5 protein-coding genes and 1 pseudogene are annotated in these 6,129 nt (G+C 60.9%); 4 read left to right on the top strand and 2 right to left on the bottom strand.

Going from position 1 to position 6,129, the window contains the following annotated elements; all coding sequences use genetic code 11:
- The first annotated feature begins 253 nt into the window (after window positions 1-253).
- A pseudogene (locus tag MFF62_RS28785) lies at window positions 254-1,671 on the top strand (ISNCY family transposase).
- 151 nt (window positions 1,672-1,822) lie between these two features.
- Here MFF62_RS28785 and MFF62_RS28780 read toward each other — a convergent pair.
- On the bottom strand, window positions 1,823-2,536 hold the full coding sequence (locus MFF62_RS28780; RefSeq protein WP_238267054.1) for a restriction endonuclease: 714 nt from the start codon (window positions 2,534-2,536) through the stop codon (window positions 1,823-1,825).
- Window positions 2,537-2,665: 129 nt separating this feature from the next.
- On the opposite strand from MFF62_RS28780, the gene MFF62_RS28775 reads away from it, so the two are divergent.
- From MFF62_RS28775 to MFF62_RS28765, 3 genes are all read left to right on the top strand, one after another.
- Complete coding sequence (locus tag MFF62_RS28775; protein WP_238267052.1) at window positions 2,666-2,929, top strand: hypothetical protein; 264 nt, start codon at window positions 2,666-2,668, stop codon at window positions 2,927-2,929.
- An 80-nt stretch (window positions 2,930-3,009) separates the two neighbouring features.
- A complete protein-coding gene (locus tag MFF62_RS28770) occupies window positions 3,010-4,851 on the top strand; it encodes a lactonase family protein (protein WP_238267051.1) in 1,842 nt (613 codons plus the stop codon).
- Window positions 4,852-4,982: 131 nt separating this feature from the next.
- Window positions 4,983-5,324, top strand: coding sequence for a DHCW motif cupin fold protein (locus MFF62_RS28765; protein ID WP_238267050.1), 342 nt, complete (start codon window positions 4,983-4,985; stop codon window positions 5,322-5,324).
- Window positions 5,325-5,415: 91 nt separating this feature from the next.
- Here MFF62_RS28765 and MFF62_RS28760 read toward each other — a convergent pair whose 3' ends face one another.
- Window positions 5,416-6,117, bottom strand: coding sequence for an RraA family protein (locus MFF62_RS28760; RefSeq protein ID WP_238267048.1), 702 nt, complete (start codon window positions 6,115-6,117; stop codon window positions 5,416-5,418).
- Window positions 6,118-6,129 lie beyond the last annotated feature (12 nt).

Raw genomic sequence — 6,129 nt, 5'->3', positions numbered from 1 at the left:
CCTCCTCACCCTGGGCCAGACTCACCCGCCTCAGGCCAGCGCCACCGCCTTACAGACTCCCCAAAGAAAGAATCGGCCTCCGCACAAAAAGCACGCTTGGACTGACATTTCTAATTTGCGGACGGGGTGACATCTCAGAACCCACTGGACAATGAGTTGTGAGGGCTAGATCAGAAGGTCCGCTTTCAGCCAGATCAGGATGTCCTCTGGCAGAACCTATACTGGTAGCGCCTAGTAGCAACCGGAGCGCACCATGAAGGATCGAGGATTGATCACCATGAGTCTGCGCGAAGCTGACCGCTTCAAGGTCATCCAGGCCACCGCCGAGGGTCTGCTGCCGCAATGGCGGACGGCCCGACGGGACTTCTGTCACGGCAGCGCGGACAGCCCGGTCATCGGCAGCTTCCCCGAATGCTGGAGGCTCAGGCGCGGGCATTGATCCAGGCCCACTACGCCGATTACGGCCCAACCCTGGCCTGCGAGAAGCTGCGCGAGCGCCATGGCATTGACCTGGCCAAGGAGACCGTCCGGCGGATCATGATCGATGCCGGCGTCTGGGTGCCCCGCAAGCAGCGGCCGCCGAAGATCCATCAGCCGCGCAGCCGCCGGGCGTGCCTGGGGGAGCTAATCCAGATCGATGGCAGCGACCACCCCTGGTTCGAGGACCGGGCGCCGTCCTGCACGCTGCTGGTCTACGTGGATGACGCAACAAGCCGCCTGATGCAGTTGCTGTTCGTGCCGACGGAATCGACGTTCGCCTACTTCGCCGCGACACGCGCGTATCTCGAGCGTCACGGCAAGCCCGTGGCGTTCTACAGGGACAAGTCCAGCGTGTTCCGGATCAATGCCAGGGGTGCCACGGCCGGCCGCGACTATACACAGTTCGGCCGCGCGTTGTATGAACTCAATATCGAGAGCATTTGCGCCAACTCGAGCCAGGCCAAGGGACGCGTGGAGCGGATGAACGGCACGCTGCAGGACCGCCTGGTCAAGGAACTGCGCCTGCACAATATCAGCACGCTGGAAGCCGCCAATGCCTTTGCCCCGGTGTTCATGGCCGACTTCAATATGCGCTTTGCCAAGATTCCCCGCAGCGACTTCAATGCGCACCGTCCGGTGCGGCCGGAGGAAAACCTGGAGCGGATCTTTACCTGGCGGGAATGGCGCAAGGTCTCGAACCGCCTGACCCTGCAATACGATCGCACCCTTTACCTCATCCAGGACCGGCCAGAGCACAGGTCGCTGGTCCATCGCTACATCGAAGTGGCCGAATATCCGGACGGCAGGATCGAGTTGTGGACCGAGGGGACGCCCCTGTCCTATGTCCTGTATGACCGGCTGCCCGAGATCGACCAGGGCGCCATCGTCGAGCACAAGCGCCTGGGGCACGTGCTGGAGATCGCCCAGCACGTGCAGGCCCAGCGAGACAATCGACGCATCCAGGCCCTGCCCTCGCGTACGCTGATCGGTCAGTCACCGCGGCACCCCGAGTTGCGGGTGCCGGGCACGAAGTCGCAGCGACAGTTGACGTCGGAAGACTTGCGGCGCGCCATCGACGAACTGGCACCACCGCCCCACCCTGTGGACGCCGCACCGCCTCAGGCCAGCTCGACTGCCCTGCACAAACGTCCACGAAAGGCATCCAGAAAGAAGAACACCACCCTGCACTGACCGGACATCCTGATCTGGCCAGAGAGAGGACATTCTGAATTAGCCGGAACAACGAATTTCCGGTTCGCCAGGAGAACCGTCTTATGTGAAATGCCAACCCTCGATGCCGCGGTGTGTTGGTGGTCGTGTCTGAGCCGATCTCGCGTTGAGACTATGCGCCCAGCAGTTCAATTTTCGAGCGGCATTTCAAGCGGCCATAGTTGGAGCAGCCCCAGAAAGGACGGTCGACGTTGGTGACAGGTTTCATCAGCCCTCCGCATCGCGCGCAACTGGGTCGCCAATACTGGCCCTCGGTAGCAATCTGCAGTAGCGCGGCCTTACGTGGGCCGTCCAGTGTTCGAAGGCGATTGACCATTGCCTCGCCGTCGATGGTCATGATGCGTGCGGCGGCAGCTTCCGCCATCGCAGGCCGAGTGAACGAAGACATGGTGACGAACACGCCGTCCTTCACGCCGTCTCTCGTCATGACGCCCAAAAGCGAGCGAATCGGCTCCACGTCCACACGTTTCCTGCGCCACCCCTTGCATTGGATCAGCTTTACGGGCGTCGGAATGTCCTTGAAATATAGCGATATATCGATGCCACCGTCGGCCCCGTAGCTGCGCTGTTCCGCCCGAAATCCATGCGCGGCAAAGTACGCTCCACACAAGGCTTCGAACCTGTTCCAGGACAGTGCGAGCAACAATTCCAGGGAGAAGTCGTTTGTCGAAACCTCTGGACGTTCAAACTGTGCAAGCAACGCTTCGTTGCGCTGCTTCTCGTCAACGGCTTCATTTTGCTGATTTTGCTGGAGTGCCTTCCCTGCTTCCAGCATTGCAGCCGCAGCGTCGATTGCACGCTGCAGCAGGATTTTCCCTTGACCCATGTAATTTCTCAGCGTTGTTCTTCTTTGCCGGTGCCATCTGAATTCGCCTGAGGTCGCCAGCGTGCATTGCACTAAAAATAACAGCGTGCATTACGGCGTCCATACCCGAACCGTAGGGTAGTTGCATATATGCAACTTTTGATATTTTTCGCGGACAATGTGGCGGGCTACATCGAGGTGGCCGAGTATCCGGACGGACGAATCGAATTGTGGGCGGATGGCGCTTCCCTGCCCTACGCCACCTATGATCGCTTCCCGGAGGTCGACCAGGGCGCCATCGTTGCCACGTTACAAGCCTGCCAGGCCGGCTGGGTTGACCCTTGGATGCCGTTTTGTCAACCGCCTAAAGGCACCCTGCTAGCGGGAATTGATCGAACAACCAATTCCCGCTAGCATCCGCCCTCGCTGCACGGAGCGCCGCTCGCAGTCACCCCGCGGTGCCAATAAAAGAAAAAATACCTCGGGACATCATCATGAAAATGCGCTTTCTTATGGCGCTCGCGCTTGTGTGCAGCCTTGCGGGCTGCGGATCTGACAGCGACGACGCCGACACCGTCACCCCGGTAACGCAGCCGCCCTCGCAGTACATCGTTGGCGGGGCCGTGACAGGCCTGTCGGCCGGAAAACAGGTCTTGCTACGGAACGGTGACGACGCGTTGACCGTCACCGCCGAAGGCAAGTTCTCCTTTGCGAAGCGGGTGACGACGGGCAGTGGTTACAAGGTAACCATCGGGACGCAGCCCGACGGTCAGACGTGTACCGTATCGAGTGGCGAGGGTGCTGGCGTGAACGCCGACGTCTCCTCCATTCAAGTCACTTGTTCTACCACGACCTACCTTGTGAACGGTACGGTGAGTGGTCTGGCTCCGGGACGCAAGGTCGTGCTTGCCAACAATGGCGGCGACAACCTGGAAGTCAGCGTGGACGGCAGCTTTGCATTTGCGGCACCTATCGCGCACGGTAGCGGCTACAACGTCACGGTAGTGGGTCAGCCGTCTCGTCAAACCTGTAGCGTCAGCGGATACACGGGTTCGGGGGTCACCAGCAATGTGGCCTCCATCCGCGTGCTGTGCGCGACGAACACCTATCGCGTGGGCGGCTCGGTTGGCGGCCTCTCCGGAAGCTTGCTGACGCTCCAGTTGAATGGCGCGGAGTCGCAGACGTTGAGCGCCAACGGCGCCGTCAACTTCAACACAAAGGTTGCAGAAGGCGGCTCATACAACGTCACGGTGCTCACGCAGCCTGTGGGTCAAATATGTACCGTCTTCAACGGTTCCGGTACAAACGTGTCTGGTGCGGTCAGTTTCAGCGTGTCGTGCGTGGGAAATAAAATCTCTCTGTACGTCACGAATAGCGCCGATCCCTCGATCTCGCAGTTTCAAGTCACTGCGGACGGCACGTTGAGCCCGTTGACCCCAGCGTCTGTATTCTCGGTAATGGGACAGCCTCGTGCGATGGCGCGGATACCCCAGGCGCCGTTCGTGCTGGTTACCGGCGCCGTCAATATTCTCGGCTCCTTCCCGGTGGATGGCTCCGGTGGGTTGGGGGTCACCACGGACATTACCGGAGCAGCAATCCTCCCACAGGCCTTGGTGGTGCATCCGCAAGCCCCGCTGGCCTATGTGCTCGGCACTACCACTGTTTCATCCGTCCGCTTTACTAGCGGTGGCGCGCTGAGTGGTCCGGTCACTGATACCGTCACGGCGGCTGGGCCGGCCGCGATAGCTGTCCACGGCTCGGGGAAGTTCGTCTACATCGCCACGACAGGCAATAACCAGGTGGCGCAGTACAGTGCCAATGCCGACGGTTCGCTTTCGAATATCCAGAACCTGGCGACGCCCCCGACGCCTCACGCCATCGTGCTGGATTACAGTGGGAAATGGGGAGTGGTCGCGACTTCCGCGGGTCTGCATACGATGGAAGCCAACGCCGCCGGCGCGCTATCCATCACCGCGAATTATTCGATCTCCGCCCAAGTCTCTCCGTACACAATGGCTGCCAGCCCCATCGGCCCCTATATCTACGTGGTGGCTGACAGTAGTGTTGGCGAGCCATTCGGGTACATCTCGGTGCTAAAGCTCATCGAAGCTTCGGGCAGCGTCACCGCCACGGTTGTAGGCACGCCAATTCCGACCGGGCTACGCCCGCGTGCGGTGACCGTCGATCCGACCGGCCGTTACGTGTACGTGGTGAACAACGGCGAAAATACCGTCTCGCAGTATCGGATCAACGCTGATGGATCGCTCTCGCCATTGAGTCCGGCGACGGTGGCGGTGGGAGCGAGCCCAACCGCGATCACCGCCTTTGCGCAATAGCCTCGTGTGGGTAGGCCCGAGTATCCGGACGGCCGAATCGGGCTGTGGGCCGAGGGTGCTTCCCTGCCCTACATCACCTATGATTGCTTCCTCGATATAAGCAGAGCCTGCCTTACCTAGGAAACAACAGAATGAAAATGGATGCCTTTGCGTTCGGTACGACCAACTGGGCCGACGTGGAAAAAACAGAGCACCTGGGAGAGACTGGCGCGGCCTATTGGTGCACGCGGTTTTTTGGCGAAAAGCCGAATCAAATCCGTGTGCGGATGGTGGAATACACGCCAGGCTACCTCGCGGACCACTGGTGCAGTAAAGGACATATTCTCTTCTGCATGGAAGGCGAACTGGAAACTACGCTCGAAGACGGACGAAAGTTCGTTTTGACGGCGGGTATGAGCTATCAGGTTGGCGACAACGCGGAAGCACACCAGTCATATACGAAAACCGGCGCCAAGCTCTTCATTGTTGACTGAGCCGCGTGTCGCCGGCACCAACCGCCCCACCCTGCTCCCTACTCGGGCGTCACCGGCCAGTTCCACTGGTCGTGACGCCCGCCAAAACCCCTTAGATCGGCAACCCCTTCGCGCGGAGCACGGCGTCAAAGCGCTCAGGGTCGGCCTTGCCCGTACGATTGGTTTCGCGAATTTTCTCTTCGCGCTCCAGGTGGAGACGGGTCCGGCGTAGCACGTCTTCGACATCCGCCGCCGGCACGGCGATTACCCCGTCGGCATCGCCGATGATCAGGTCGCCCGGCAGCACGGCCATGCCGGCGCACGAAATCGGGATGTTGATCTCGCCGGGGCCATCCTTGCTGGGACCCCGATGCGTATGGCCGCGCGCAAAAATTGGCATGCCGTCTTCGGCCCATTCGAGCAGGTCGCGCACGGCGCCATCGATCACCAGGCCGCCAAGTTTCTTGGCCACGCAGGTGGTGCGCATCAGGCCACCGACCAGCGCTTGCGTAACGTCCGCGCCGCCATCGATCACGAGGACATCGCCCGGCTCGACCATCATCAGCGCCTTGTGGATCATCAGGTTGTCACCTGGGCGGACGCGCACGGTCACGGCTGGGCCGCAGAGCACGGTATCGAGCCGCGCGTGATATTGCCGCAAGCCGTAGGTACCGACATTGCGGCTCATCGCATCACCAATCGCGGCAACGGGCATCTCGCGGAACGCGGCGACGATGTTCGCGGCGGGACCAGCGACACGGGGATTGATGCGATAGCCGGCGGGCCACTGCAGGGGGGTGTTGGTGGTGGTCATCGAGCAAGCCTT

Origin of the sequence: Cupriavidus pauculus (assembly GCF_022179805.1) — a bacterium.
Taxonomy (GTDB): Bacteria; Pseudomonadota; Gammaproteobacteria; order Burkholderiales; family Burkholderiaceae; genus Cupriavidus; species Cupriavidus pauculus_E.
Note: the sequence above shows the minus strand (reverse complement) of the source record. Positions and strands in the feature narration are given on the sequence as shown.

Excerpts from the sequence above, each read along its gene's own strand:
- MFF62_RS28780 (WP_238267054.1), bottom strand. The coding sequence starts at position 2,536 with ATGGGTCAAGGGAAAATCCTGCTGCAGCGTGCAATCGACGCTGCGGCT.
- MFF62_RS28775 (WP_238267052.1), top strand. The coding sequence starts at position 2,666 with ATGCAACTTTTGATATTTTTCGCGGACAATGTGGCGGGCTACATCGAG.
- MFF62_RS28770 (WP_238267051.1), top strand. The coding sequence starts at position 3,010 with ATGAAAATGCGCTTTCTTATGGCGCTCGCGCTTGTGTGCAGCCTTGCG.
- MFF62_RS28765 (WP_238267050.1), top strand. The coding sequence starts at position 4,983 with ATGAAAATGGATGCCTTTGCGTTCGGTACGACCAACTGGGCCGACGTG.
- MFF62_RS28760 (WP_238267048.1), bottom strand. The coding sequence starts at position 6,117 with ATGACCACCACCAACACCCCCCTGCAGTGGCCCGCCGGCTATCGCATC.